Genomic DNA, 25,971 nt, shown 5'->3' with positions numbered 1-25,971 from the left:
GAGCATCCTACGGGCTGCCCCTACCGGTTGCTCGGCACCGCCCGGGCTGACAGGAAGTACTCCCGCGTCGCCGGGGCGAAACGGCACACAACGGCCAGCACCACACCAAGCGCCAGCAGCACCACGCCGCTGACAAAGGCACCTCCCACACCGAAAATCTCGGTGTCCCCGTAGGCCGGGTCCCACATCTGCACCGCAGAGATGAAGAACGCAGCCGTCAGCATCAGCGCGCCGAGCAGCGGCAGGAGGCCGCGGAACCACAGGTTGCGGGCGGACTCACGCAGGGTGGCGCGGAAGAACCAGACGCACGCGAAGCCGGTCAGCGCATAGTAGAACGCAATGAACAGGCTGATGGCGCTGATGGAGTCGGACAGCAGGTTCTGGCTGAGGAAGCTCATGGCCACGTAATACACGACGGAGGCGGCCCCCATGATCTGGGTGGAGAACCCGGGCGTCTGATTACGCGGGTGGACTTCGCCGAACCTGGCGGGCAGTGCGCCGTGCACACCCATGGACAGCGTACCGCGCGCGGTGGGGAGGATCGTGGTCTGGGTGGAGGACAGCACCGACGCCAGCACGGCCACCACGATCAGCCACCCCCATGGACCCAGCACCACGTCCTTCATCGCCAGGAACACATCATCCTGGTTGGCTTCGTTGCCCAGGCCGATGCCGTCCGTGCCCACGGTGGCATACATCATCACCAGCAGGGCCACCGAGACGTAGATGGCCACGAGCACGAACGCGGAGATGACGGCGCCGCGGCCCGGGGTCTTGGCGGGGTTCTCGGTTTCCTCGTTGACGGCCAGGCAGGTGTCCCAGCCCCAGTAAATGAACAGAGCGAGTAGTGCCCCGTGCACCACTGCCCCGGGATCGGCGAAGGCACCTGCGGGGTTGAACCACGCCAGATCGAACGCCTGGCCCTCGGGTGCCCCGCCCGCTATCCGGAATATGATCGCCAGCGCGAAAATGCCCAGCGAGACATACTGCACGTAGGTCAGGACCCGCTGGACGTGTTCGCCCAGCCGGATGCCGCGGTAGTTCACCAGGGTCATGAAGACGATGAACAACACCCCGGTGGCCGTCACCACCAGGTCGTTTTCCGCCAGCGAACCGTCGCCGATCAGCAGCCACAGGTATTGCCCGGCCACCTGCGCCAGGTTGGCGAGCACCACGGTGCCGGCCAGGGCAACACCCCAGCCGCCCAGCCACCCTGCCCACGGGCCAAACGTGCGGCGGGCCCAGATGAAGGTGGTGCCGCAGTCCGGCATGACGCTGTTCAGTTCCCGGAAGGCGTAGGCGATGAAGAGCACCGGCACAAAACCCAGGAGAAGGATCAGCGGCGTGTAATTGCCGTTGACTGCGACTATCAGGCCAAGCGTGGCCGCCAGCGAATAAACGGGTGCGGTGGAAGCCAGCCCCAGCATGACGGAGTCGCCCAGGTCCAGGATGCCGGCCCGCAGTCCCTTCGACGGAACTTCCGCTCCCGTCGTCGACGTCCCTGTGCTCATAGTGCGATACCTGCTTTGCTGGAGGAGGCCGAAGCCTGGGCTGAAAGAGGTGCCGGAGCGTCAATGGTGTTGGGGACGAACCGGCAGAAGTAATCGGTGATGGGGCCGTCGGATTCGCGGATGCCGCAGCCCACGGACTCGCCGTCCACCACCCACAGGCCCAGGACGGGGTGGTTCCCGTCGAAGTCGGGCAGCAGATGGAACTGCTGATAGCACCAGCCTTCGCGCCCGTAGCCGCCCGGCTGCTCCATGTTGATGCCGGCCGCGTGGATCTTGATGTTGTCCCCTTCGCGGCCGTGCAGGGGCTTGGCCACCCATTCCTTCAGCGGTCCGGGGTCGTTGAGGTACGCCGGCAGGAGGTTCGGGTGGTCCGGGTAAAGGTGCCACAGGGCCGCAAGAAGTGCCTTGTTGGACAGCAGCATCTTCCAGGCCGGCTCCACCCAGCGCGGATTGTGGGCACGCTGCAGCAGGCGCTGGCCGAAGGGTTCCTTCATCATCAGTTCCCACGGATACAGCTTGAAGATGGTGCTGATCATGAAATTGTCCAGGTCCACGAAGCGGTGCAGGTTGGGGTCCCAGCCGATGTCCGACATGTTGATCCCGATGGTTGTCCAGCCGCCCTGGCCTGCCACGTCCCGCATGTACGCGGCGGTCATCCAGTCCTCGCCGGACTGCTCCGCTTCCGAATGGGCAATGTGCAGGGTGCTCATGCCGGTGCGGTACTGAAGCTTCTTCCACTGCCGGATCAGGGCTTCATGGATCCCGTTCCACTGGTCCTTCTCCGGGAACACGTCCTGCAGCCAGAACCACTGCGCCACGGACGCCTCGATCAGTCCGGTGGGCGTGTCCGCGTTGTACTCGAGCATCTTGGCCGGGCCGCCCCGGCCGTCATAAATGAAGTCGAAGCGTCCGTAGATGTCCATGTCCCTGGCCTGCAGCGATTCCGCGGCAAGTTCCAGCGCCTGCGGACCGATTCCGATGCTGCCCATCGCACCGGTGGCCAAGTATTCGGCTGCCTCGAGGCACATCAGGTGCATGTCCTCTGCGGTCTTTTCGAGGGCTTCCACCTCGTCCATGGTGAATTCGTAGTACGCGGATTCGTTCCAGTACTCAATCTTTTTGCCGTCCGGCATGGTGGTGGTGGAAAAGACCAGCCCCTGTTCCTCGATCTTCTGCTTCCAGCCGGGCCTGGGGGTCGCCTGCAGTCTCTTCACTCCTAGCCTCCCGTGCTTCCGCCCTTGGAGCTGCTGCCGAAGCCGCCCCTGCTGACCGTGCCGCCCTTGGTGCTGTAGCCGGTGGACGTCTTGGCTCCCTGCGGCACGGTCTTGGTGAAGCTGGGGTACTGCGAGCGGTTCTGCCCGACGGCCGGGACGTTGGAACCGCGGGAGTAGAAGTACCAGGCGTAGATTCCCGAGCTCCGCCCGGCGCTGCTGCTGTTGTCGCACCGGGTGTCTTCGACGCGCTCGCCGGTTTCGTCATTGAAGCAGACCTGCGCGTAATCGGCCTCCGCTTCATTGCTGGCCACGATGGCAGTGATGGTCCCTGCCAGCAGGGCAGTCACACCGAGGCCGACGACGACGGTACGGCGTTGTGAGCGCTTCTTCCGTGCCGCTGCCTCACGCTCGCGTTCACGTTCGAAGGGGTCGATGATGGGGCCCGGCACGGTTCCGGGACCGGGCGTGGGAACCGGTCCTGCACCGGTGTCCCGGAGCTCCGGTTTCGGGACCTGCCAAGGCGGCACCTGTCCCGTCGCGGGATCGTGCGGCTGCGGGGTGAAGTCCTCCGGCGCGGTCATCCAGCCGGGCCTGGACGCCCCGCGGTCAGCGGGCCCCGCCGGTCCGCTGTCCTGGCCTTGTTCCCGGGAACGGGCGTCGTCCGGATCCTTCTTTGGATCCTTCTGCGGATCTTTCGAAGGATCCTGGATCGGGTCCTGCGGGTCCATGGGTCCCCCTCGGTTGTCCATGTTGAATCTGTGACCGGCCACGCGTGCGCCAAGGCTGTACGGCAAAACCCCCCACCGCAAAACATGGCGCGTAAATCCTGAAGTCAGCCTAGTGCCTGGCAGGACGTGCCGGTAACGAAAAACGGAGGAGAACTCCCCGTGCCAAGATGGAGCCATGGCAGCAGTTGGATCCGCCCGACCAGGCGATGCTGGATCAGGCACCGCTGGATCAGGCACCGCAAAAGCAGCCACCGTCCGGTCGGGCCCCGCCGGGCCCGGGACCGCACGCTCGGCGCTCCAGGGAATTGGACGGAGCCGCTTCGTCATCGGCATGGCCCTGGCGGTGCTTTTGCCACCCGTCGTGGAGGTCCTGGTGACGCTGGCGGGATACCGGAACTTCGCCATCATCATGCTCCTGCATCTTGCCGTGGCCGTGGCGGTGGCTGCCATCGGGGGATTCTGGCCCGCCGTCGTGGCAGCTGTCCTAGGCACAACGCTGCTCAACTACTTCTCGGCCGACCCGGTGGGTTCCCTGTCCATCGCCGATCCCTCCACCCTGTTCACGCTCCTGGTCTTCCTGGCCGTCGCCTGCAGCGTGGCCCTCGCAGTTGGCCTGGCAACCCGCCGGGCGGAGGAAGCCGCGAGGTCGGGGGCCGAAGCCAGGGCACTGAGCGAACTCTCGCTGCAGATCCTCAGCTCCGACGGCAGCCTTGAGACGTTCCTGGAGAAGGTCCGCAGCAGGCTGGGAGTGGAAGCCGTAACTCTGCTGGCCGGCAGCACCCCTGGTTTTTCCGGCAGCCTGCGCGGCGCGGGGCCGGGCAGCCCCCGAAGTCCGGGGCGGGCTCCCCACGGGCCCGGGAGCCCTGCCGAATGGACAGTGGTTGCCAGCGCCGGAACCAGCCCGCCGGTAACCCACGCGGCAGCCGACCATGCCGTTGTCGTCGATTCCCGCTACACGGTGCTGATCAACGGCGGGCCGCCGGCGGGCCAGCACTTCACCGGTCAGCACCAGCGGATGCTGGCCGCTTTCGGCGCATTCCTGGTGGCCATCCTGGAGCGCCGGCAACTGGCGGCGAGCATGCAGGACAACCAGCGTCTCTCCGAAGGCAACAAGATGCGCACGTCGATCCTGCGGGCCGTCAGCCACGACCTGCGGACTCCGCTGGCCGGCATCAAGCTGGCGGTCAGCAGCCTCCGCCAGCAGGAGGTGCAGTTTTCCCCGGAGGATGAGGGCGAACTGCTTGCCACCATCGAGGATTCGGCGGACCGTCTGGACCACCTCATCGGCAACCTCCTGGACATGTCCCGGATCACGGCTGATTCCGTCAACCCGTTCCTGGGCGGACTGGGATGGGCCGAGGTGCTGCCGGATGCGCTGAGGGGGCTGCCGGCGGAGCGGATCCGGGTGGCGCTGCCTGCCAACCTGCCCCGAGTGGAGGCCGACGCCGGCATGCTGGAGAGGGTTGTGGCCAACCTGGTGGAGAATGCGCTGAAATACGCGCCAGACGCCGATGTGGTGCTGACCGCGCGCGCCGGGGAGGGGATCGCGCTGGCCGGCAGGCCCGCCAGCGAACTCCGGGTGGTGGACCATGGTTCCGGTGTGGCTCCGGCCGCAGTGCTGGACATGTTCCGGCCGTTCCAGCGGCTCAACGATGCCCAGCGGACAGACGGTGGCCACAACGTGGGGATCGGTCTGGGCCTGGCCGTTGCGAACGGCTTCACCGAAGCCATGGGCGGCGTCCTGGCAGCGGAGCCGACGCCGGGCGGCGGGCTCACGATGGTGGTCACCCTGCCGCTGTGGGAAGGTCCGCTGCCGTGACACTGGTGCTGATCATCGAAGACGAGGCGCGGCTGGCCCGGGCCATGCAGATCAACCTCCGCGCCCACGGCTACCAGGCAATCACGGCGGGATTTGGCGCGGACGGCCTGAAGCTGGCCGCCCAGCACCCCGTGGACATCGTCGTGCTCGATCTGGGACTGCCGGACATGGACGGAACGGACGTGATCCGCGGGATCCGCGGCTGGAGCTCCGTGCCCATCATCGTGCTCTCCGCCCGCCACTCCTCAGAGGACAAAGTGGAAGCCCTCGACGCCGGCGCGGACGACTACGTGACGAAGCCCTTCGGCCTCGATGAACTCCTCGCCCGGCTGCGCGCCGCCTCACGGCGCTCGCCGGGCATGCGGGAGGCGCCCACGGTGGAAACGGCGGACTTCGTAGTCGACCTTGCGGCCCGGAAGGTGGTCCGGGACGGGCAGGACATCCGCCTCACCCCGACGGAATGGAACATCCTCGAGTTGCTGGTCCGCAACGCCGGGAAGCTGGTCAGCCAGCAGCAACTGCTCACCCAGGTGTGGGGCCAGGCGTACGCGAAGGAGACGCAATACCTTCGCGTGTACCTGGCGCAGCTGAGGCGCAAACTTGAACAGGACCCGGCCAAGCCGCGCCACCTGCACACCGAAGCAGGCATGGGGTACCGCTTCGATCCCTGACGCCGGACTCGTTCCGCCAAGGAGCCTGGAACGGAGAACCTAGACTGGTGCCATGGACACCGCATCTGTGCTTGCCGTTTGCCGGGTACACCAGCTTCTGCGTGACGAGGGGAGCGTGGGCGTCACCGCCATTGACAAGCGCGCGGTGGAGGGCCCGGTCAAGGTTCACCGGCTGGGGCTTCACGGCGACATCCAGGCCAGCCGCATCCACCATGGCGGCCTGGACCAGGCGCTGTATGCATACTCGGAGGCCGATGCCGATTACTGGGTGGGTGAACTGCAGCGGGAGCTCCCTCCCGGGGTCTTCGGTGAGAACCTGCGGGTGGCCCGCATCGGAACCACCACAGCGGTGATCGGCGAACGCTGGAGGATCGGCCTTGACGTCGAAGTCGAGGTGACGTCGCCCCGCGTTCCGTGCGCCACGTTCCAGCGCCGCATGGACGAGGCCCAGTGGGTCAAGCGATTCACCCAGGCCGGGCGCGTGGGCGCTTACCTCCGCGTCATCAAGACCGGGACGATCCAGGCCGGCGACCATGTCCACCGGCTGTTCGTTCCCTCCCACGGGGTGACCGTCGGCAAGTGGTTCAGCGAGCCCACCATCGAGGACATGGAAGCGCTGCGTGACGCGGACGCGGACGGTGAGATCCGGCTCCAGCAACCGGAGTTCGACACGAAGTTTGAGGCCCTGCTGAGGCGGCTGGGGCGGTAGAAGCCCGCTGCCCGGCGGGCCGTGTGCGCAAGCTCACCGCCGCCGTCGGACGTTCAATTACCCTCGGGCTGGGTCTTTGCCCTACACTTGAAATATCCCCCACTCCGGAAATCCCTTATTCCTGCCCAATTTTTGAGGCAGGACTGGTAAGTGTTGGGGCCCGCAACTGTGATGCGGGCATTTTCATAGGGAGAGCCGGCTAAAGAAAACGCTGTACAGACTGCTGGGATAGCAGCCAAGAGATGCAGCGGGAAGTCCTGCCACGGGATTGCGAAAGCGCCGGACTTCTACGTGACCGGCCGGTCAATGTCTGCCCGGCGTCCAAACGGCACATGTACTGCGGCTCCGCTCACCTCGGGTTGTGCCGCTTGGCCCCCTATGGATGAGGAAAACTTCCCTATGCCCGAAAATCACAACGACGCCACCACCGAGACTCCCGTCGCCGAGACCGCCGTCGAGTCTGCCGAAACCGCCGCTCCCGCAGCCGGTTCCGCCCCCGAATTCACCGAGGCCCCCGCAGCTGCAGAGGCACCTGCCGAGGCGCCGAAGGCTGAAGAAGCACCTGCTGTGGCCCCGAAGGCTGAAGAAGCCGAAGAAGAAGGCGCTAAGTTCGCCGACCTTGGCATCGATCCCCGCGTTCTTGCCGCGCTGCAGGACGTCGGGTACGAGAAGCCTTCCCCCATCCAGGCAGCAACCATCCCGCTGCTGCTCGAAGGCCGCGACGTCGTGGGCCTGGCCCAGACCGGAACCGGTAAGACTGCAGCATTCGCAGTACCGGCACTGTCCCGCCTGGCCGAGCTCCACGACCTCAACGGCCCGTCCCGCAAGACGCAGGCCCTGGTCCTTGCTCCGACCCGCGAGCTGGCCCTGCAGGTTGCCGAGGCGTTCACGTCCTACGCCAAGCACATCGATGACTTCACCGTCCTCCCCGTCTACGGCGGCTCTGCCTACGGCCCGCAGCTGGCCGGACTTCGCCGCGGCGCCCAGGTTGTTGTCGGCACCCCCGGCCGTGTCATCGACCACATCGCCAAGGGTTCCCTGGACCTGTCCGAACTCCAGTACCTGGTGCTGGATGAGGCCGACGAAATGCTCCGCATGGGCTTCGCCGAAGACGTAGAGCAGATCTTCCAGCAGACCCCCTCGGACCGCCAGGTTGCACTGTTCTCGGCCACCATGCCGAGCCAGATCCGCCGGATGTCCAAGCAGTACCTGAACAACCCCGCCGAGATCTCGGTGAAGTCCAAGACCACCACCGGTGCGAACACCAAGCAGCGCTACCTGCAGGTCATGGTCCCGCACAAGCTCGACGCGCTGACCCGCATCCTTGAGGTTGAAGAGTTCGACGGCGTCATCGCCTTCGTGCGCACCAAGATGGCCACCGAGGACCTCGCCGACAAGCTGAAGTCCCGCGGTTTCCAGGCTGCCGCCATCAACGGCGACATCCCGCAGCAGCAGCGCGAACGCACTGTGGACGCGCTGAAGGAAGGCCGCATCGACATCCTGGTTGCCACCGACGTCGCGGCCCGTGGCCTTGACGTGGAACGCATCAGCCACGTCATCAACTACGACATCCCGCACGACACCGAGTCCTACGTGCACCGCATCGGCCGCACCGGGCGTGCAGGCCGTTCCGGCGACGCAATCCTGTTCATGACGCCGCGGGAGAAGTACCTGTTGCGCTCAATCGAGAAGGCCACGCGCCAGCCGGTGGAGCAGATGCACCTGCCCACCGCCGAGACCGTGAACACGCTGCGCCTCGGCAAGTTCGCGGAAAAGATCACGGAGACCCTGGAGTCCGAGGACGTCTCGGCCTTCCGCGATCTCATCGCCTCCTACGAGGAAGAGCACAACGTTCCCGCCGCGGAGATCGCTGCGGCACTGGCCGTTATGGCTCAGGGCGGACAGCCGCTCCTGGTCAAGGAACTGCCCGCTGCTCCTGAGTTCCAGAAGCGCGAACGCGCCAAGGACGGCTTCGGCTCACGCGGCCCGACCCGTACGCTGACCGAGGGCAACGCCACCTACCGGATCGCCGTCGGACGCCGCCAGCGCGTCATGCCGGGCTCCATCGTGGGCGCCATTGCCAACGAAGGTGGCATCTCCTCGGCCCAGATCGGCGGCATCGACATCCGCTCGGACCACTCCCTCGTGGAGCTCCCGGCGGACCTGAGCGCCGACCAGCTGCGCGCCCTGTCCCGCACCAGGATCGGCGGCGAGCTGATCCACCTCGAGCTGGACAACGGCCGGAAGCCGTCCGGCGGCGGTGAGCGTGGCGGTTACCAGGGCAACCGTGGCGGAGACCGCGGCGGCAACTTCAAGGGTAGCGGCGGGTTCAAGAAGGAATTCCGCAAGAACGACGGCGAGCGGTCCTCCGCTGACCGCGGCGGCCGTTCGTACAGCGAGCGTTCCGAGCGCAGCTTCGGCGCCGACAGCGGCGCCAGCCGCGGCCAGGCCAGCGATTCCCGCTTCGGCGGCCACGGCGACGGAGCACGCAAGCCCCGCCACGGCAACGAAGGCGGACACCGCGATTTCAACCGCAAGGGCAAGTGGTAACCACTCCGCAGCAGTGATGCTCCAACAGTGATGCTGCAGTGATGCTGAAATAAGGAAGGCTCCGTCCGAATATTCGGACGGAGCCTTCCTGCGTTGGGGGATGCGGCAGGGCGTCAGGTTCCCTGCCAGCTGACAGGCAGTTCCCTGACCCCGTAGACGATGGTGCTTTGCATTCGCCGGAGGCTGGCTCCCGGCGTAACGGCCAGGCCGGGCAGGCGGCGCAGGACCGCTTCCAACGCGATCTTCGCTTCGAGCCGTGCCAACGGGGCGCCGAGACAGAAGTGGATGCCGTGGCCGAAGGCAAGATGCCGTGTCGGTCCGCGGTCCATATCGAACTGATCCGGACGTTCGAACTGCCGTTCGTCGCGGTTCGCCGACCCGATCCAGGCCACCAGCGGGGAGCCTACCGGGATCTCGGTGTCGCCAACCTTCGTACCGGCAGCGGCCACCCGGTACATGGACTGGACCGGAGAACGGTAGCGCAGTACTTCCTCAATCGCCTGGGGGAGGAGGGACGGCTCGGTGAGGAGCCGTTCGATTGTTCCCGGAGTTTCCGTGAAGCTCAGGACCGCGTTGCCGATCAGGTTGGTGGTTGTTTCATTCCCGGCGACGAGCAGGAGGCTGCAGAAGCCCAGGAGCTCCGCCACGTTCAGTTTCCGGCCTTCGATCTCGGCTGCCAGCAAGTTGCTGATCAGGTCATTTCCGGGCTCGCGTCTACGGTGTTCGATCAGGGCCAGGAAGTACTCGGTCATTTCCCGGTTGGTGGCGCGGTGGTCGGCGTTCTCCGCTCCGGTCCGTGTCTGGCTCACGATGACATCGGACCAGAGCTTGAAGCGGTCCCGGTCCTCGGCGGGCACGCCCATGAGTTCCGCTATCACGATCACCGGCAGGGGGTACGCCAACTCCTCGATGAGGTCGGCTGTTCCGGTGGGAGCGATCCGGTCCAGCAGTTCCTCCGTCAGTGTTGCGAAGCGTGGAGCCAGTGCATCGACTGCCTTGGGGGTGAACGCCTGCGTCACCAGGGAACGCAGTTGCCGGTGCCGGGGCGGATCAGTCGTGATCAGGCTCGCCGCGAACAGCTGGCCTGTCTCCGATGGGTCGTCGCCGCCCATCCTGGAGGACAACGTCGCATGTTCGGAGAGCACGCGCTGCACGTCGTCATACCGGAAGACATGCCAGCTCCCGGACTGCTCATCACGGAAGACGGGAGCAGCTGCCCGCATCCTTTCGTACTGCGGGAACGGATTCAGCGCAGGTTCAGCATCCGATAGGAAGTCCATGGCTGGCCTCTCTGCTCAGCCGGCGTTTTTCGGCCCTGGTCGAAGCGTCCGGGCGGTTTGGGCCCAAGCGGGCGGTCAGACCCTGAGCCTAGCGTGCAAGCCTCCCGCAGTCAGCAGTATGTTCATCGTCACATCGCTTACTCGAGCCGGATGCTGCTGCCCTCGGCGGCGGTCCCCGGTGGCTACGGCGCCCTTGGATTTCCGCGCTTTTCCGCACTTCCGGGGCACTTTCCGGCTCGTGGTCCTACTTTCCGAAGCCGCCCTGCCGCCGATTTGTTGGGAGCGGAATCTTCCGGTAGAGTATTTACTCGTTGCCCCCCTAGCTCAGTGGTAGAGCGCGTTCTTGGTAAGAACGAGGTCACCGGATCGATTCCGGTGGGGGGCTCTGAATGAGGGCCTGTGTCAAGGCGGTTTTGACCGGCTTGATGCAGGTTTTTCTCATTCGTGGCGGTGTAGCTCAGTTGGTTAGAGCGCACGACTCATAATCGTGAGGTCGGGAGATCGAGCCTCCCCACCGCTACATAGAAAGACCCCCGGATTCCTTGAGATTCCGGGGGTTTTTCATTGCTCAAAAGAAAATGCTTGACAGATCGGGAGTCTCCTGCATTCCCCCAAAAACTATCCACTTCTCTGAGTGGTGGCTACTAAATGGCTACTGGCTACTTCGCCTTGAGGCCTCAGCTGCCCCGGTTCAGGCGGTGAATCCCTGCAAGGATTCCCGCGCGGTGCTGTCCAGTACGGCTTTCACGCTGGAGGCGTACCACTTTGCCCCGCCTTGTGACGTGGGCACGTCATCCTCATTCAGAGCGGCGGCGATCTTCGCCATGCTGGCACCGCTGGCTCGTGCCGCCTTGATCCGCTCCACTGTCTCAGCCGGAAGTTGCCGCTTGCGGCCCATGTGCTTGGTCTCGCCAAGCTTTGCCATGGCGTCCTTGGTCCGCTTGCCTATGAACTTGCGCTCAATCTCAGCAAAGTTGAGCGCCATGTTGTACATGCCAGCGCCCATGATGCTGGCAGTATCCACGCCCAGGTCAAGACAGATGATCCGCCAGCCCTGCCGTTGGGAGTCTGCCAGTAGCCGCGTGCCGTCCTCCATGTTGCGGCTGAGCCGGTCCAGCTTGGACACCATGAGTCCGTGGTACTTGCCAGCTTTCATATCGGCCAGCGCTTGCACCATGAGGGGGCGCTTAGCCACTGTGGCGGCGCTGGCGGCGTCCTCGCGCACGATGTGGAGCTCATAGCCCATGCGCTTGGCTTCGGCCCGCAGCTCGTCAATCTGTACCTCTGGGCCGATGTCCTGCTTGTCCGTGGACACGCGGACATAGCCCAGTATCTGGAGTGGTGTTTCGGTGGTGGTCATAGCTCGATCATACAACAAGGGAACCCTTGCTGTATGACTAATCTGCTAATCGTTTGATTAAAGGGTGAGTGCCTAAAGGGAAAACGGTGGTGAGCTACATACACTGGGCCCCATGACTGATACAAGCAATGCAGGATTTTGGGGATATGCGCATTTGGACGACAAAGCAGACGGAGGTCGCGTCACACGCCTAGCGGAGAAGATTCGTCTTGAGTATCAAGCTCTTACGACGCAGGAGTTGGAAATTTTTGTCGACCGCACGAGTCTCTCCTGGGGCCAGCAGTGGCGGGGCCGGATTAGTGAATCGCTACAGACGACCACTTTCTACATCCCCGTAATTACTCCAAACTTCATTGACAGCAAGGAGTGCCGCAAGGAGTTCTTGACGTTCGTCAACACAGCGAAGTCGCTTGGCGTGTCGGAATACATACTCGCCATCCGCTACATCCCTGTGCCAGATTTGAAAGAAGACAGCACGGACGACATCAAGGCTTTGGTTGCCTCGACACAGTTTGAGGACTGGGAAGCCCTTCGATTTGAGGATGAGGACGGTCCCATGTACCGGCGAGCGGTTAACAAGCTCGCCTTGCGCCTCAAAGAACTGTCCGAACTCGTTGAGTCACGGCCTTCGACGGACGCCGTCACGCATTACTCCGAGGTCCACGAAGAGACGGAAGAGAACGAAGACGCCCCTGGCCTTCTGGACCTGATCGCGGATTTTCAACCAGTATCAGAGGAATGGCTTGAGACCGTAAATAGTATTCCTCCGCTCCTCCAAGACTTTACCGCCATTATGAACGAAGGTGCTTCGGACCTCAGCGAAGTAAGCGATAAGCCCTTCGCTCAGCGAATTCTCGTGTTTCGGAACATGGCGAAGAAGCTAGAACCGACGACAGTCGCGCTTGAAGAACGAGGTGCCGAATACATCAGCCGCCTCATGACTATCGATCCAATGGTTAGGGCAATGATCGAAGTCTCAAAGCTTGCGGAGCCTGGATCAGACGCGGCAGAAACTGCGCGCACACAGTTTGCGTCGATCAAGGAGATGGCGGCAACGTCAGCTTCGACATCGGCCACCGTGTCAACTGTCGGGGCAATGGCCAGAAGCTACGCGAACTACAGCAGGGACCTCCGCCCCTCGTTCAAGCGGTTCGATGCCGGGATGAAGAGTATCGCGGATGGTCAGAGCGTCATTGATGAATGGGCGCGCCTAGTGGATGAGGCTGGATTCATGCAGCCTGCGCCTGACTTGGTCCCAGCGAACTAGTAGGGGAGGGGGAGGGACCCCTTGGCGATTTTCCCGCCGCCCCCGCTGGTCTTAGCCGCCGGCATTTTTTACAGGATAAAAAGCCGAGTAAATGCGGAAAGGCGGGGCCGCAAAGCCCCGCCTTGTCTCCCGCTTGGCCTAGAAGAACTGGATAACGTTTGCTGCTAGCTTTTCGTGATGTTCAACGATGAGCTTGGCCCGCTCCTGCACCCGGCCCAGCCTGTATTCGGTGCCGATGTCACTTGCCACGAGCTCGCCATCAACCTCGATCCAGAAGGGCTTGCGGTGGTTCCGTTCCTCGTGGCCATGGGCCAGAGAAGAGGCGGGGTTGCCGGTGCCCTGGTCGTTTACCGCGTCGGACTCCTTGGCGTCGGCCAGGAGTCGCAGCCTGCCCGCATTGTGGGCGTCGCACTTCGCGGCGTAATCCTGCAGAAGTCCGGCAATCTTGGAGGCGAGGGCTTCGGCCTCGGCGGTCAGCTTGTCGGCGGCAATGCCATACTCTCCAGCTTCGAGACGCGCCAGGATGAGCGCGGTTCGTGCGGTGGCAACAGCACCGCCAGCAAAGCGGGCGGCACGTGCCTTGGCTTTCGCTTGGAGCTTGTGGAAACGCAACTCAGTATCCGTCTTGGTCAGTTCCTCCAAACCGGCTTTCGGGTCATCGTTGGCAATGCACTGCTCGATCCGGTGAAGCTCGGCCTGCGCCTTGGTCACGTTTTCCTCGGCGGCGGTGGACTCGGCCAGCAACGCCGCGTGCTTGGCCTCGGCCTCGGTGATGGCCTGCTCCGCCGCCTTGATAGCGGCGGTGTTCTTGGCGGTGTTCTTGGTGGTGCTCATCTGTGTTTCTCCTTGGAAACTGGTAGGGGTGTTTGAGGGTGGTAAGGGCTGTGCTGGGGTGCCGGGAGGGGGAGACGCTGTCTCCACCCTCAAATCCGCGCGGGGGAGGTGATCACCGGCATGCCAGCGGATGGCGTCCGTACAGATCGGCGGCCATGGCTACGCCACTGGTTCACCTCCTGCTTTGGAAAACGAGAGATCAGCGGCAGGCACGGGGAACATGGCTGGTGTACGGCGCTGAATCCAATGGCGTGGCCGTCCGCCGCTTGTGGTGCACAGCGGCTGCAAAGTCCTAGGCGGCGATAGTGGGCGTTGGTCTTGTCAAACTCTCGGGCTTGGCTGAGAGTTTCGGGGGCGTCGTGCATCGGGTCTTTCTGATTGTGGTTGGTGCGCCATGGTCTGGCATGGGTAAGCCGTGGCGCTCGGCAAACTCATGGATGTTGGGGGAGGCAGCGGCGTCTGGATTGATCCATGCCCATTCAGGGCCGATTCGCTTTCGCCTTTGGTTGGTGCTTGTGGTGACCGGCTCCAGATGGAGCGGGTTCACACAGTTACGGCGTTTGCATGTTCGGTGGTCCAACTCAAGGCCGGGCCTGTGACCGCCGATGAGTAGGCCCCACGCAACGCGGTGCGCGTACCACTTGGCAGTGTTCGCACCCTCGGGAACAAACAGCCCGTAACCGCCATCGTTGGCCGGTCCATGCCACAGCCAACAGCCATTGGCATCGGCAGTGAGGCCGTGGCCCAAGCGCTCAAGGTTCAGGGCTAGTGCCTGTTGCGTGATCCGTAGGTGCTCGTGTTCGTGGCGTCTACACAAAAAGACGCCGTTCATCCGTCGTCCGCCGTCGTCCTGGTGTGTGCGGCAACCGGGCCAGTGACAACGCAGGTGGCCGTATGCCCGGTCCCATTGCTTGTAATGGGTCCAGCACCTATCACGGCTGGCGGCATCCTTGCCGCAGCCCTTGATTTTGCATTTGCTCAGGGTTTTTGGTCTGCCCATTTGCCGCCGATCTTGTCCAAGAAACGTGTCCAAGAAACTTGCACTGTTTCTGGCCCGGAACGTGGCCAGCTCCCCAGTGCTAGCGGGGATTCCTGCCCACTGCCACTGCTCGGAGGTGCCGTTGCATGATTAGGGCTACTGGGGTTGTGGCCTCCACTTGCGGGCCGCGTAGCCCTAGCGAAGCGGACCCTGATCACCGGCTTACTTCCTGCTGGCGCATCCAGTCCTCAATATCCGAGAGGCGATAGATGATCTTGGACCCGATGCGCATGCGCTTGGGGCCGTCCGACAGATGCGTGGCTAGGAACTTTTCACTAACGCACATGTACTGAGACGCCTCGCGGCGGCTCAGGTAGATGGACGCGGTAACCTCCCGCGCTTGGACGACCATGGGCATGATGGTGGACGAGTGCAAACAAAACTCCGGTACTAAGGGCCTATGCCTAATGGGGCATGCGGCAGTGCTGATGGAGCGCCCTACAGAGGGCGCGTGATGGTGGGGACGCTGGGATTCGGATGGCTCCCAAGCACCGCGCCGGATAAAGGGGGCTGCGGAACTAACTTAGGAGGACGGAATCCTGACCAGTGATCCTGATCGGTAACTACAACGGGGAGTCAGGGGCGCTGGCGTTCCTCGCCTAGCGCACTCACTGTTCCCTGTCAAGCTCTGCTAATCCTACATGTAGTGCAAGGCGCTCCCTAGCACTAAATGCGATGTATTACAAGTATGTCATTTAATGCACCGTTAATCCACAGGCAGAGCTCCAGTGAATCCCCCGGATTCCAGCGATTTTGCGCCACAGGATCCATATCGCGTTGTGCTCGCCCGGCGATGAGCACCCCCCGTGTCGCGAGATGGGCGGGCGTGTCGCACCCCTGCATGCCGCTATTTCGCGAGCTTACGATTTTATGGCTACTGTGTGGGGATGGCAATCAACAAACTTGAAAACGGGAAGTGGCGACACGACTATCGCGTGGATGGCAAGCGCACCTACAAGCAGTTCAGGACCAAAACTGAGGCTTTGGCGCACGAGTTGCAGATCAACACAGCCAAGGCCGGAGGTACGCTAATCGACACCCGCAAGGGTGGCAAGATCAGGTTTCATGATCACTACCTAGCGTGGCTTGATCGGATAGAGCGTGTGGGCGCACGGGGTCAGCGGCCCACGTCGCCCGTAACGGTCGCCGGTTATCGGCGCGTATACGAAAAGCACATGAGGCCCCACCTTGAGCACCGCACGTTGGCCAGCGTCACGCTGCCCGTGATCAACGAATGGCTGACAACCTTCGACACGGACGACGCCCGCCGCAGGGCGTATCGACAGCTTGGCCGGATGCTTCAATTCGCAGTGGATAGCGGCTACCTCGCCGCTAATCCAGCCCGTAATGCCACGATCAATAACGTGCCTACACCAGCCCCCGTCAGGGAACCTGCCGCATTGACCGCCCCGCAGCTAATGAAGCTCGCGGAGCAGGCCGCAGCAGGCGGTCGCTATGAGAAGGCGTCACACGACGCCTACGGGCTTCTGATCCGTTTTGCTGGCACCACGGGGCTTAGATGGTCCGAGGTCTCGGGCCTCAAGGTTGGCGCTCTTTCGTTGGACGCCGACGAGGCGCAAGTCGAAGTGCGGACAACCCTTGTGCCTGTGGATGGGCGGCTGGAGTTTAGGGAGACGACCAAGGGGCGCAAGCCCCGCACTGTCCCGATTCCTGCCTCTGTCGCGGTAGACCTTGAGGCGCACGTCAAGGGCGCATCTGCCGATGCCCTGGTCTTCACGTCGCCGTCCGGTACTGAATTGAGGTCATCCAACTTTGCACGCCGGGTATTCCATCCAGCAGTGGAGCGATGCCAAACGCTAGATCCGAAATTCCCCTCCATGGTTTTTCACGACTTGCGGCGTACCGCCGTCACGCTGGCGATAAGCACTGGACAGCATGTGAAAGTTGTCCAGCAGATTGCGGGCCACAGCTCGGCAGTGACGACGCTGGATGTCTACACGCAGCTCTTGGCTCACGACGTGCACGCCTCGGCGCGGGCCGTGGACGCCTTGCTGACTGCCCCGGCAGTAGCCACGTGAGTGGCTACGAAAAAGGTCGTGGCTACAAACTGGCTACGTTATGTCTAAATATCCTTGTGATCTAGGGGGAGAACATTATGACTCATAATCGTGAGGTCGGGAGATCGAGCCTCCCCACCGCTACAGTTTGCGCAGGTCAGAGGCGTTTCGCTTCTGGCCTGCTTCTGTTTTAAGTACTCGATCCAACGGAAACCCAACTGATTCACGTCAACTTGAACCGATTGGCGCCTATTCAAGTGAAATCAGCTTTGACTTGAATCAATGTTGTAGTCTTCAAGTCAGCGTGAATCGCTCCACTAAGAAGCCCCCAGTGGCGGCCGCGATCCCGTGATCGCTGCTGCCCTGGCCCATTACCAGTTCGAGACAATTCACCCGTTCAACGACGGGAACGGGCGGCTCGGGCGACTGTTGATTGTGCTGGGCCTGATGCGGGACAGTGTGATTAGCGAGCCACTCCTGAGCGTCTCCCCCTGGTTCGAAGCACGGAGGGATGTCTACCAAGACCAGTTGGCCAGACTCAGTGAAACGGGGGACTGGTCGAGTTGGGTGGAGTTTTTCGCCGAGGGCATTGCTGCATCAGCACACGAAACAGCGGCCTTGGTCGATGACCTTCTCGACGTGAGCCAAAAGCATATGGACACTCTTCGGAAGGCTTCGGCCACGGGAGTCATCCTCGACATCGCCGGGTCTCTTCTTGCCAACCCCATCATTACAAGGCCGAGACTCGCCAAGAAGTTCAACAAGAGTTACCAAACAGTTAGCAACGCTGTGGCGAAGCTCCAGCAGCTTGGAATTCTTGAGGACTACCCGTTCGAGGCCGCGCAGCAGACGTACATCGCCGCCGACATCTTCGGCATTCTTACAAGGCGCTAGCAGTATCTGGTTCTAGCGAGAGGGGCCCTCGCTAGAACCAGCTGCCACTTGTTCAAGTGAACTGGAATGCCCTGCAAAGCGTTCAAGTGAACCGGACAGTCACTGGAACGCCGTCGTCGTCGACACGACCCGATCGAGCACGTCCGCCACTTCGGTGTGGATAACCTTGCGGCCCATGTAGACGTCCTGGGTCATTGATACCTGCGCATGGCCGAGCTGGTCCGCACCAATTCGTGCCGACAGACCTTGACCGTCCAGCAGAGTCGCCAGAGTCTTCCGGAAGGTGTGGGAGGTGACCCAGTCCAGCTTGAGGCAGGCGCGCACCGTGCGCACTGCTTGTGTACCGCTGACGGATCGCGCAGGGTGCCGAGCGCGGACGGGAACACGACGTCGTGGACGCTCCCCACAGCGGCCACCTGGCGCCCCATGACCATCGCAATGGCGAACGCCGGCAACGGCAGCACTCTTTCGCCGGCGGCCGTCTTCGTGAAGCTTTCGCGGATCATTCCTTGACCCGGGATCCGGTTGACCTATGGGCTTCATCGAGAGGGAAGCTATGGCCGGACCTGATTGGCAGAGCCGAGTGCTTGCCATCTGTCGCATCCATCAAATCACTCCTGAGCACTTGCATTTGCGCCCGAGCATAGCGGGCAGATAACTCACGGGAAGGCGTGCCCGGGAGGCTTTACTTCGTTAACGCAAGGACCACCACGATTGCCGTTGCGACGAACAACATCGCCAGGGCAACGTACGCCACGTAGGGCTTCGACGTGCCAGCCTGGCGTGAATCTTTGTAACGGCGGTATTTTGACATGCGCAAGTCGTACTAGGGGGGTCCTCAAGATTCGATCAAGACCCGTACTGTGTGACGCAATACGCCCGGCGGATAAATCCGGTTATGTTCCACCCGTAACGAAAGCCCCGCGTCTCTCCCATCATGGGGAGGCGCGGGGCCTTCATGCGTGGCCACCTGGGTCTCCTCAAGCACTCACGCCCAACACGGCCAGCGTGGAAGCCCAGGTTGTTGTCCGCCGTTTCAGGCCACGCCATACGATGGCCCCATGACCAGTTTCACCCTCAATGGCGTCACATACGAGTACCTTCGGCCGGAGCCGACCGGCCGCCTCGAGGAGATCCAGTCATGGGAGTACGGGCACTGGCCGCGGGTCGAGGCCGCCGTCCCCTTGGTGGGCGGCGGCACCGTGGCCGTCTACGCCATGGCGTCCCGCTGGAGCCACGCCACGATCCACGTCGAATGGCTGGACGGCGACGGCCACCGACACAACGCATGGGTCCCCAAGGGCAATGTCCGGCGGCTGACCGCGTCCGAGTGGGACATCATCGAGTACCAGGAATGCTCGGAAACTCTGCGGGGCGGTCAGGTGGGGGAAGAGGCTTCCGGGGTTTCTGCCGGCGGATTAGTTCCGGTTAGCACCACCAGTAAACATCGCACGAAAAAGCCCCGCATCCCGTCATGGTGGCGCGGGGCTTCTCTCATGGAACTGCCGCTAGACGGGCGTGCCAGCCACGGTCCATTCAAGGCGGTGCCCCTGCGGGCATGTCGGCCGGCCGATGCGCTGCCACTCGTACGACGGCACCAAGCCGTCATCCCGTCCGTACTTCCATACCTCGCGGAGCGTGGTGCCACACCGCGGGCAGGCATGCTTACTGTCTCGGATTTCTCGATCAGCCATAGATAGTCCCCCCATTTATCCGTACCGAGCGCCGGGCGCCCTCAGTTGTGGTTGAACGTACCAGCCGGGTGTCAGAGAAGGCTAGGGAAGATTGGGGATACCGCCGGGGCGATAGGGGCAGACGCACCGTTGAACATAGGGAATGACGGCCTTGGAGTGCCATGGACAGTAGGTTCTGGCCATGACTAACAGTGATGACATGCCCCCGGGAGACGCCACCGTTGCGCAGGTGGCGGAGTTCCTGATCACCACCACGAAACGATTCGAATCATGGCCCGCTCCGGTGACTTCCCCAACGCGTACAAGGCAGGCAGCGGGACGAAGAACTCGCCACTGAGGATCCCTTGGTCCGACGTCCGCCGGTACAGGATGCTCCAACCTCGAGCCAAATCCTAGAGCAGCGGTCAGGGTAGGATCCACGAATGACCGCAGATATACACCCCACCCGCCGACCGGATCAGCAACGGGACTGCCCCCGGTTTTGTTGACTCCTTGACCTAGCGAGCTGGTGCTCGTGGAAGGATGTTGACCATGCCCACGGCTTATGGGGCGGAGTTCCGCCAGGATGTTATTGATGTGGCCCGCAAGGGCGAGGCGCCGCTGGCGCAGATTGCGAAGGATTTCGGGCTTTCGGTCACGACGTTGAAGCGTTGGCTTGCGATAGCCGAACGTAAGGAGACCGGGGCAGGGCCGGCGGCAGCGGAGTCGGCCGAGATGCGGGAGCTGAAGAAGCGGAACCGCTTGTTGGAGCAGGAGTGCGGTGCGGGCCTTTAGGGCCGAGGTGCGCCCGGCACGCAGGATTCGCAAGCATTCAACGGGCCGTCTTTGGATTTCGGGATCGACGTGGTCCGTCCGTCGAGGACGGATTTGGCGGCCTGGTAGGCGTCCAAAGGATCGGATTTACCCTTCAGCCGGCGCGGCCCGGTTTGGGCGATTCACCTCCAGCACACAAAGACCTTCACCCCGCTTGTGGTTTCGGTCTTTAGCAGGGTTCGGGGCTGTACACGGCCGGTGTCACTTCCGGCTGCATCCGTAAGTCTGCACTGCTCCATCGGCCACGTGGCGGCCTGTCTGGAACGCTCTGTGTATGCCTACTTCACGGTGAGGGTTCCGTGCATATTGCCGTGGAAAATACAGTGATAGGAATAGGTTTCGGGTTCGGTCGGTGCGGTGAAGGTGCCTGGGCCGACTTTGATGACAGCATCGAACGCAGCTCCGGTGTCCGCGGTGATCGTGTGGGCTTCGATGTCCTCGTTGATGACGGTGACCAGCGTCCCGGGGCCCACAATTTCCGACCCTTGGTATTTGAAGTCCTTGATCAGGATTTCAGCCGGATCCGCGCCGCCGGACGGTGGATCAGCAGGCGGTGTTGCGGCCTGGGTTCTCGTCGTGTCGGCGGGCGGGACGGAAGCTGACTGTTCTGTTGTCCGGGCCGGCGACGCCGAGGAGCCGGTTCCGGGTCAAGCCGGGTTCCCGTTCCCGCAACCGGAGAGGGCAATGACGGCCGCAGCCGTCCCGAGCGCCCAGACAGTTCTAGTGGTCATTTTCATGATGAACCTTTCGTGGGCTTCGGGTAAGCGCCCGTGGTCTAGGGTTGCTCGGTGGATCGGCTGTCAGGGGTGCTCGACCCAGCAGGCGAGGATGGTGGTGGAGAGCTGGTAGGCCAGGGCGTTCCTGGTGATGCCCTCCGGTCCCAGGGTTGCGGGGAGATCGGAGGCGTCCACGTGCAGGATGAAGTTGTCTTTTTGGAACACGGCTGACCCGTCAGTGGTTTCGTATGCGGGGAATCCGAGGTTGGCGAGCCCTTCGATGGGTTTTGCCTCTTTGGCGAGGGCCTGCATGGCGTTGAAGTAGGTAAGTGCCGTCGCCTGGTTGGAGGCGTCCTGGACGGATATTTCCAGTGCCCCTTCCTGCAGGTGGTAGATGCAGGTGAAGGTGCTGTCCGCCCAGATGTTGATGGTGTGCGGGGCCTCCTTCAGGTCAAGGATTGAGGTGAGCCTGTCCATGGGCTGGTCCCCGCAGACCATCAGGGCAGCATCGCTGGGCCCCTCCGGGGTGGTACCGGGTGAGGGTGTCACGCCGCCGTGATGTCCGCCGCTGTGACCGCCAGTGTTTCCGGTGTCCGGTGAAGTTTCCGGTGGGGCCAGCGTTGAAGCGTCCGTTTGCGTTGCAGAGACCGCGCCCTCCGTTCCTGCTGCGGCGGCGCAGCCGGTGAGAAGCACGGACGCAACGGCCAGGGCGGCCAGCGCGTGGGCTTGGGATTTCATTTTTTGTCCATCCTTTGCCTGTTTCTTGCTCCTGGAGGAGGGGTCCGTTGTCAGGTTTTGAGTTTGGCGTAGATGACGTAGTTGTCGTCGAAGAGCCCGGTGGCGGGATCATACCCGTCGCAGGTGATCAGCCGCAGCTCAGCTCCGGGTGTGTTTCCGTAGACCTCGAGGGTAGGGAAGCTGTTTTTGCTGTAGGTGGCCCCGCGGTCCACGGTGAACAGGGCGACACTGCCGTCGGTTCGGGAGACGTTGATTTCGGTGCCGGGGGTGAGCGTCCGGAGGTCCGCGAAGACACCGGTGTTGCCGCCGAGTGCGTTCACATGGCCCAGCATCACGGAGGGTCCGCGTTCCCCGGGGGTGGGGGAGCCGTTGTACCAGCTGGCGGGTGCGCCGCTGCCGGTGTCCTGCGGTACTTCCAGGGACCCGTTTTGTCGCAGTCCCAGATGGAGAAGGTCCGTCCGGACCCCGATCGTGGGGATGCTGAGGGTGACGGGAGTGGAAGCGCCCATCACCGGTGGACGCTGCTGTGCCGGCGGTACTGCGGGGGTGGCGGGCGATGAGGCTGCAACTGTTGGGGAGCCCGCAACAGTCGGGGTGGCCGGAGAGGCCGAGGCCGTAACGGAAGCGGAAGGAGCGGACCGGGCATCGGTGGTTCCGGCGGCACAGCCGCCCAGGGACAGCAGGAGCAGAACCCCGGCCGCCGTGGGGGCCAGGAGGCGTCCGCGGCGGCCGGGATTCGTGGTTCTCACAGTAGTGATCCGGTCAGGCCGCGTTTAGGCTGCGGTGCCGGCGTTGCGGCGGCGGACTGCGTAGGCTCCGCCGGCGAGGGCCACGAGGACGAGCCCGCCGCCGAGGGCAAGTGCTCCGGTATCGGTGCCGGTTTCCTGGGTGAGGCCGGTGTCGGCGCCGCCCGCGGGCATCTTCATCTGCCCGGCTTTCAGGGTCCCGCACAGGGCGGGGGAAGTGGCGGCCAGCGGAAGTGTGGGGGCCAGATCGGATTTGGCGGCCTGGCCTGCCGCGCTGAGGGTGGCGGGATCAAGGCCGTGGACGACCACGACAGCGGTGCCGGCTTCCAGGGCTGCCTTGGTTTCGGCGTTCAGTTCGAAGGTGCGGTCAACGGTGTAGGCGGCGCCCTGTCCTCCGACCTTGAGGTCCAGGCCTGCTGCGGGGCTGGTGTCGCCGCTGGTCGAGAGGGTGGTGACGATGCCGCCGTAGGACGGGGCGCCTTCGGTGGTGGAGATGACCTGGTCACCGTCCTTATCGGCTGAAGGGTCCGGGCAGAGGCCCTTGGCTCCGCCGTGGATGTGCTGGACGTGGGGGTACGGGGCGTCCATGAAAGTGGCAGGCATGCCCGAGACGTTCAACACGACATGGGCCTGGTTTCCCGTGACATCAACAGTGATGGTTCCCGAGCCGGCACTGCCGTTGATCTGGCCCAGCGTGGACTGGTAGGACTGGTCCGCGGCCATGGCCGGGGAGCCGGAAAGGGCAAGAGCGCCCAAAGCGAGAGTGGGGACTGCCATAAAGCGAAGTGTCTTATTCATTGGAAAATCTCCTCATACACGCGCGTGTGATGTTGGCGCCCCCGAAAAAGGGGGTCACCAATACTTCGGAACAGTGCCACCGAAGGATGGGTACGAATGTGGCCCGGCACACAAAAACATGAACGGGACGCCAAGGCACACTCTGGCAGGGCTTTCACCGGCAGGGATCCGGGCCGCTTCAGGTCCGTTCCCGGCGTTTCAGGCGGCTGACGCGTGCTGGCTCCGGGGCTGTATCCACGGTCCGCGGCGGGTTTTGCGCAGCAGCAGCCCGTAACCTGTCACTGCCAGCCCACCGGCGATGGCTTCGGCGACGGCGGTGATGACCTTGGCGGTGTACCAGACCGGTTCATACATCGAAGGCAGCGGCCCCATGGCGGGGACCTGTACGTACCGGTAAAGGATGACGGCGGCCAGGGAGGAAAGGGCGACTGATGCGGCGGCAGCGAAAGCGGTCCGTGTGTTTTTCAACAGAATAAACACCGCGGCCAGGATGGCTGCCCCGGCCTGGATCAGGAACAGGGTGCCCTGACCGATGCCTCCTGGTGCGGCCTGCTGGTATCCGGGCGCGAGCTGAACATGAATCACCGCGCTGAGCACCAGCGACGCCGCGGCGCAGATCCGGACCACCCGCAGGGGACCATGACCGGTTACGAGGATGTGTGCGCGTTTCACTTCACGACCAGCGTCCCGGTCATCTGCGGATGAAAGCTGCAGATAATTCCGTACTCACCCGGTGCATCCGGGGCCTGAAAAGTCACCGTCGCACCGGCCGGCACCGCAACATCGAAACCGCCCTTGTCCTTCGCGGTCAGCGTGTGCGGGGCGCTGTCCGCGTTCATTACCGTCACCATCGACCCCGGCTTCACCGATGTCGGGACGTCATAGCCGAAGCCCTTGATCATGATGACAGCCCCGCCGGCCTGTGCCGAAGCAGTGGATGACGGGCCGGAGGAACTGCTGGCGGCAGGCGGGGCGGAAGACTCCCCGCCTTGACCTGCGCATCCGGTGACGGCCGCCAGCGAAACAGCTGCAGCTACGGCCCAAATGTGAGTAATGGTTTTCATGACAATCCCCTTCAAGGGATGTTGTCCTCCACCCGCCGGACGGCGCGCCCATCAGGAAACTACCCCACGCACGCTATTCGTCACTCCGGCCCTTATGGACTGCCGAATGAGGCAGAAGTCTGTCCAAGAGAACCGGGCGGCCCACGAATAGTAGGCTCCCCGCCCATCCCCGCACGCTTGTGGCGCGAATCACATAAGACCACCGAATTTCTCGGTGGCCCCTTAACTCGGTGGCCCCTTGATAGGGAGCGAAAACATGAAAAGAAATTCCAAGCTGGCTCTTGGCGGAGCGGCAGCGGCGGTTCTTGCCGTTGTTTCGATGGGTGCCGGCCCCGTCCTGGCCCAGAACGGCAAGGCGACAGACAAAACGGTGACGCTCACCGCTGTGCTCACCGAGCTGAACGGGTCCGGCGCGTCCGGCACCGCCACGGCCGTGGTGAAAAACCAGAAGATCGAACACATTGAGGTCCATGCCACCGGCCTGACCCCGGACGCACCCCACGCCCAGCACATCCACTACGGCAACGACGCGCTGAACGAGTGTCCGACCTTGGCCCTGGACGCCGACTTGGACGGTGGCCTAAACACTGTTGAAGGCATACCGGCCTACGGCCCCGTGGTCGTATCCCTGAACACAACCGGGGACACAACCCCGGCCAGCTTCCTGGACGTCGCCCGTTTCCCGGTCTCCCATGACGGGATCTTTAACTACAGCCGGGACAACATTGAGTTCACCGACGTCGCCGGCACAGGCTACCCCGGTGCGGGCGGACTCGGCACAGCCAAACAGATCGCCGACTCCATCCGGGAAGGCGAAGGCGTCCTGGTCATCCACGGCCTGGACTACGACGGCAACGGGACCTACAACGTCAGTAACCCTGAAGGAGCCAGCGAACTGAACCCGAACCTGCCAGCCGAAGCCACAGACCCGGCCGTATGCGGCGTCCTCCGCTGACACCCTGACGGACTGGCCGCTGCTGGGGCGGCCAGACCCACCAGACGGAAGCAAAGCCTCCCCGATGGAGCCCTAAACGGGAACGTTGACTTGCTCGTTCGGGCTCTCGTGCAGGATCCAAGGTGTTGACCGCTCTCGGGGGGCCGCTGAATCCAGTGGAACGAGGACGGGGTCACGGAGCGGTTCAGCAGGGAGTCGCCAATCATGCCGTGCTTGGGAAAAACTCAACCCGTCCGAAGGCCAGCATGCTTACGACCTGTTCACCGGTGCCCGCATGGCTGCAATGTCAGCCATGCCGAGGAATGAATGAAACACTCATCCGGTTCCTCGCCAGATAGTCAGACCGCTGAGCAACGCAGACGCACATCATCGTCTCCAAGCTCGCCTTAAGGGATGCCTGCACGCCGTCCGGATCGGGCTGACTCAGCCACAGTAAGAGTTTCCGGCCAACATGGGCGCCCCGAGAGTGAATCTAGCGGCGGCGGTCGGGAGTGTCCGTTTAACGGTGGAACCGTGGCTGGCATTAATTGATTCTTCCTTCGAAGGTGATGGC

Annotated in this window: 24 protein-coding genes, 2 tRNA genes and 1 pseudogene; 13 read left to right on the top strand and 14 right to left on the bottom strand. The window is 63.2% G+C overall.

Going from position 1 to position 25,971, the window contains the following annotated elements; translation table 11 throughout:
• Window positions 1-20: 20 nt before the first annotated feature.
• From J7I92_RS04595 to J7I92_RS04585, 3 genes are read right to left on the bottom strand one after another with little or no spacing between them, the layout of a single operon-like run.
• Window positions 21-1,511, bottom strand: a complete 1,491-nt coding sequence (locus tag J7I92_RS04595) for an APC family permease (RefSeq protein ID WP_214837866.1) — start codon at window positions 1,509-1,511, stop codon at window positions 21-23.
• Window positions 1,508-2,725 (bottom strand): glutathionylspermidine synthase family protein, encoded by a 1,218-nt coding sequence (locus J7I92_RS04590; protein ID WP_214837862.1) that lies wholly within the window; start codon window positions 2,723-2,725, stop codon window positions 1,508-1,510. The genes J7I92_RS04595 and J7I92_RS04590 overlap by 4 nt, the downstream gene beginning before the upstream one ends.
• Window positions 2,726-2,727: 2 nt before the next feature.
• A complete protein-coding gene (locus tag J7I92_RS04585) occupies window positions 2,728-3,453 on the bottom strand; it encodes a Tat pathway signal protein (protein WP_214837859.1) in 726 nt (241 codons plus the stop codon).
• 175 nt (window positions 3,454-3,628) lie between these two features.
• Here J7I92_RS04585 and J7I92_RS04580 point away from each other — a divergent pair, with 175 nt between their 5' ends.
• The 4 genes from J7I92_RS04580 to J7I92_RS04565 all read left to right on the top strand — a co-directional run bounded on the left by J7I92_RS04580 (window position 3,629) and on the right by J7I92_RS04565 (window position 9,202).
• Complete coding sequence (locus J7I92_RS04580; protein ID WP_214837855.1) at window positions 3,629-5,272, top strand: DUF4118 domain-containing protein; 1,644 nt, start codon at window positions 3,629-3,631, stop codon at window positions 5,270-5,272.
• Window positions 5,269-5,943, top strand: coding sequence for a response regulator (locus J7I92_RS04575; protein WP_214837852.1), 675 nt, complete (start codon window positions 5,269-5,271; stop codon window positions 5,941-5,943). Before J7I92_RS04580 ends, J7I92_RS04575 begins: the two co-directional genes overlap by 4 nt.
• A 52-nt stretch (window positions 5,944-5,995) precedes the next feature.
• Complete coding sequence (locus J7I92_RS04570; RefSeq protein ID WP_214837849.1) at window positions 5,996-6,652, top strand: MOSC domain-containing protein; 657 nt, start codon at window positions 5,996-5,998, stop codon at window positions 6,650-6,652.
• A gap of 399 nt (window positions 6,653-7,051) precedes the next feature.
• On the top strand, window positions 7,052-9,202 hold the full coding sequence (locus J7I92_RS04565; protein ID WP_214837846.1) for a DEAD/DEAH box helicase: 2,151 nt from the start codon (window positions 7,052-7,054) through the stop codon (window positions 9,200-9,202).
• A gap of 113 nt (window positions 9,203-9,315) precedes the next feature.
• Here the strand turns inward: J7I92_RS04565 and J7I92_RS04560 are convergent, their stop codons facing one another.
• Window positions 9,316-10,482, bottom strand: a complete 1,167-nt coding sequence (locus J7I92_RS04560) for a cytochrome P450 (RefSeq protein ID WP_214837843.1) — start codon at window positions 10,480-10,482, stop codon at window positions 9,316-9,318.
• A 313-nt stretch (window positions 10,483-10,795) separates the two neighbouring features.
• Between J7I92_RS04560 and J7I92_RS04555 the strand changes: the two genes are divergently transcribed.
• Together J7I92_RS04555 and J7I92_RS04550 are read left to right on the top strand one after the other, a co-directional pair.
• Window positions 10,796-10,867 (top strand) — tRNA-Thr (locus J7I92_RS04555).
• Window positions 10,868-10,928: 61 nt separating this feature from the next.
• Window positions 10,929-11,002 (top strand) — tRNA-Met (locus J7I92_RS04550).
• A 171-nt stretch (window positions 11,003-11,173) separates the two neighbouring features.
• On the opposite strand, the gene J7I92_RS04545 is transcribed toward J7I92_RS04550, so the two are convergent.
• Window positions 11,174-11,842: a recombinase family protein gene (locus J7I92_RS04545; protein ID WP_214837840.1), complete on the bottom strand. Its 669-nt coding sequence runs from the start codon at window positions 11,840-11,842 to the stop codon at window positions 11,174-11,176.
• A gap of 112 nt (window positions 11,843-11,954) precedes the next feature.
• On the opposite strand from J7I92_RS04545, the gene J7I92_RS04540 reads away from it, so the two are divergent.
• Window positions 11,955-13,109 carry a TIR domain-containing protein gene (locus tag J7I92_RS04540; RefSeq protein WP_214837837.1) on the top strand — a complete coding sequence of 385 codons (1,155 nt, stop codon included), beginning with the start codon at window positions 11,955-11,957 and terminating at the stop codon, window positions 13,107-13,109.
• 138 nt (window positions 13,110-13,247) lie between these two features.
• Here J7I92_RS04540 and J7I92_RS04535 read toward each other — a convergent pair whose 3' ends face one another.
• On the bottom strand, window positions 13,248-13,943 hold the full coding sequence (locus J7I92_RS04535) for a hypothetical protein (RefSeq protein ID WP_214837834.1): 696 nt from the start codon (window positions 13,941-13,943) through the stop codon (window positions 13,248-13,250).
• A gap of 1,193 nt (window positions 13,944-15,136) precedes the next feature.
• The gene (locus J7I92_RS04530) at window positions 15,137-15,334 is read right to left on the bottom strand and encodes an AlpA family transcriptional regulator (RefSeq protein ID WP_214837831.1); all 198 of its coding nucleotides are present in this window, start codon (window positions 15,332-15,334) and stop codon (window positions 15,137-15,139) included.
• 535 nt (window positions 15,335-15,869) lie between these two features.
• Here J7I92_RS04530 and J7I92_RS04525 point away from each other — a divergent pair.
• The gene (locus J7I92_RS04525) at window positions 15,870-17,021 is read left to right on the top strand and encodes a tyrosine-type recombinase/integrase (RefSeq protein WP_214837828.1); all 1,152 of its coding nucleotides are present in this window, start codon (window positions 15,870-15,872) and stop codon (window positions 17,019-17,021) included.
• Window positions 17,022-17,348: 327 nt separating this feature from the next.
• Entirely contained in the window at window positions 17,349-17,894 is a 546-nt protein-coding gene (locus J7I92_RS04520) for a Fic family protein (protein ID WP_214837825.1), read from the top strand.
• 99 nt (window positions 17,895-17,993) lie between these two features.
• On the opposite strand, the gene J7I92_RS04515 is transcribed toward J7I92_RS04520, so the two are convergent.
• Window positions 17,994-18,227 (bottom strand): tyrosine-type recombinase/integrase, encoded by a 234-nt coding sequence (locus J7I92_RS04515; RefSeq protein ID WP_214837822.1) that lies wholly within the window; start codon window positions 18,225-18,227, stop codon window positions 17,994-17,996.
• 30 nt (window positions 18,228-18,257) lie between these two features.
• Between J7I92_RS04515 and J7I92_RS04510 the strand changes: the two genes are divergently transcribed.
• The 3 genes and pseudogenes from J7I92_RS04510 to J7I92_RS04500 form a co-directional block, all read left to right on the top strand.
• Window positions 18,258-18,407, top strand: a complete 150-nt coding sequence (locus J7I92_RS04510; RefSeq protein WP_214837819.1) for a hypothetical protein — start codon at window positions 18,258-18,260, stop codon at window positions 18,405-18,407.
• Window positions 18,408-18,955: 548 nt separating this feature from the next.
• Entirely contained in the window at window positions 18,956-19,594 is a 639-nt protein-coding gene (locus J7I92_RS04505; protein ID WP_214837817.1) for a hypothetical protein, read from the top strand.
• 525 nt (window positions 19,595-20,119) lie between these two features.
• A pseudogene (locus J7I92_RS04500) lies at window positions 20,120-20,344 on the top strand (transposase); the annotation flags it as partial.
• 335 nt (window positions 20,345-20,679) lie between these two features.
• Here the strand turns inward: J7I92_RS04500 and J7I92_RS04495 are convergent.
• The 6 genes from J7I92_RS04495 to J7I92_RS04470 all read right to left on the bottom strand — a co-directional run bounded on the left by J7I92_RS04495 (window position 20,680) and on the right by J7I92_RS04470 (window position 24,463).
• Entirely contained in the window at window positions 20,680-20,874 is a 195-nt protein-coding gene (locus J7I92_RS04495; RefSeq protein WP_214837813.1) for a hypothetical protein, read from the bottom strand.
• A 327-nt stretch (window positions 20,875-21,201) separates the two neighbouring features.
• Window positions 21,202-21,855: a hypothetical protein gene (locus J7I92_RS04490; RefSeq protein ID WP_214837811.1), complete on the bottom strand. Its 654-nt coding sequence runs from the start codon at window positions 21,853-21,855 to the stop codon at window positions 21,202-21,204.
• Between the two features lie 50 nt (window positions 21,856-21,905).
• Window positions 21,906-22,604: a sortase domain-bontaining protein gene (locus J7I92_RS04485; RefSeq protein ID WP_214837808.1), complete on the bottom strand. Its 699-nt coding sequence runs from the start codon at window positions 22,602-22,604 to the stop codon at window positions 21,906-21,908.
• 24 nt (window positions 22,605-22,628) lie between these two features.
• Window positions 22,629-23,399: an LPXTG cell wall anchor domain-containing protein gene (locus tag J7I92_RS04480; RefSeq protein ID WP_214837805.1), complete on the bottom strand. Its 771-nt coding sequence runs from the start codon at window positions 23,397-23,399 to the stop codon at window positions 22,629-22,631.
• A gap of 198 nt (window positions 23,400-23,597) precedes the next feature.
• On the bottom strand, window positions 23,598-24,071 hold the full coding sequence (locus J7I92_RS04475; protein ID WP_311380116.1) for a hypothetical protein: 474 nt from the start codon (window positions 24,069-24,071) through the stop codon (window positions 23,598-23,600).
• Entirely contained in the window at window positions 24,068-24,463 is a 396-nt protein-coding gene (locus J7I92_RS04470) for a cupredoxin domain-containing protein (protein ID WP_214837802.1), read from the bottom strand. The genes J7I92_RS04475 and J7I92_RS04470 overlap by 4 nt, the downstream gene beginning before the upstream one ends.
• Window positions 24,464-24,719: 256 nt before the next feature.
• Here J7I92_RS04470 and J7I92_RS04465 point away from each other — a divergent pair, with 256 nt between their 5' ends.
• Window positions 24,720-25,418 (top strand): hypothetical protein, encoded by a 699-nt coding sequence (locus J7I92_RS04465; RefSeq protein WP_214837800.1) that lies wholly within the window; start codon window positions 24,720-24,722, stop codon window positions 25,416-25,418.
• Window positions 25,419-25,971 lie beyond the last annotated feature (553 nt).

It is taken from the genome of Arthrobacter sp. ISL-72 (assembly GCF_018613755.1).
Classification (GTDB): Bacteria; Actinomycetota; Actinomycetes; order Actinomycetales; family Micrococcaceae; genus Arthrobacter.
This window is presented reverse-complemented; position numbering and strand designations above follow the sequence as displayed.